Here is a 1,161-nt window from a genome sequence, read left to right as displayed (position 1 = left end):
TCGGGCAGTTCAGTGATGGTAGTCTCTGGCATGTGGCATATCCCTTTCTCGACTGAGAATTGACGGCGTCTGAACACCGCCATGATATGCCGCCCCTCAGGGCATCACCAACTTTCGCGCGTTTCTCCATCGTATCACCTCATGATTGCTGTAAGCAGCGCGCTTTGGCAGCGTTGCAAGTGTAGTAGTAAAACAAATGCCAGTAGTTGACGCATGTCCGTATCTGATCCGTATAGCGCCAGCCCGTGGAACGAATGCTAATCCAGATCACTACCCAGCCGGCCTTTTGACGTGGATAAGACCGTATTTGATAACTCGAATGGTCTAGATTCCGCGTAGTTGGTCTTTTGTCGGCGACAGCAAATTGAAGCTATGCATTCATCACCCCCGATTCAAAAAAGTGCCTGCAATCCATGAGGTGACTGGTAACGCCGAGAGCTAGAGCGGCGCACTAGAAAGCGACTGATCGGCTAATTGGACCATAGGGCAAGAAAAGATCGGCCGGTTAACCCCGATCAGTACAGTCGCGGTGGTTTTAGCGTCAGATGGGATAATATCGTCAATGAAGGCGATGTAATTATCGGGAGACTATCATGATCGGATTTGTCGCGGACATTGAGGAGCTGACGGAAGAAAACACTGACTTCCGCCGCGTTCTTTATTCGGGATCGAAGCTGCAACTGGTTTTGATGTCTATCGCACCGGGGGAAGAAATTGGGGGCGAGATTCATGCCGACAATGATCAGTTTTTTCGGATTGAAGACGGCGAGGGAAGGCTCGTGATTGACGGGGAAACCCACAAAATCAAGTCAGGCAGCGGAGTTGTCGTGCCTGCAGGGGCCCATCACAACCTGATCTGCACCGGTCATCAGCCGCTCAAGGTCTACACGATCTACGGCCCTCCACATCACCGCGATCAGTTGGTGCAGAAAACCAAGGCCGAGGCGGATGCGTCTGATGAGGCGTTTGAAGGGCAGGCAACTGAGAAGATTCCGGACGCAGTACGGGTGTAGGACACTACATCTCTCGGATTTGAGATATGCGCAGAAGTTGGTGACGCCTGATCAGGCGGCGGCTTGAACGTGGCGGAGGCCGTCGCGGAACTCAACCCCTTGGATGATCTCGGGCAGGCGGTTCCGGCCATCGAGTTTGCGCCATTTC

At 53.1% G+C, this 1,161-nt stretch carries 1 protein-coding gene; it reads left to right on the top strand.

Annotated elements, in window-relative coordinates; all coding sequences use genetic code 11:
- Positions 1-593: 593 nt before the first annotated feature.
- Positions 594-1,013 carry a cupin domain-containing protein gene (locus tag ROE7235_RS19655; protein ID WP_121097741.1) on the top strand — a complete coding sequence of 140 codons (420 nt, stop codon included), beginning with the start codon at positions 594-596 and terminating at the stop codon, positions 1,011-1,013.
- Positions 1,014-1,161 lie beyond the last annotated feature (148 nt).

This window comes from Roseinatronobacter ekhonensis (genome assembly GCF_900499075.1).
Classification (GTDB): domain Bacteria; phylum Pseudomonadota; class Alphaproteobacteria; order Rhodobacterales; family Rhodobacteraceae; genus Roseinatronobacter; species Roseinatronobacter ekhonensis.
The sequence above is the reverse complement of the archived record's forward strand: the minus strand, read 5'-3'. Positions and strand labels throughout refer to the sequence as shown.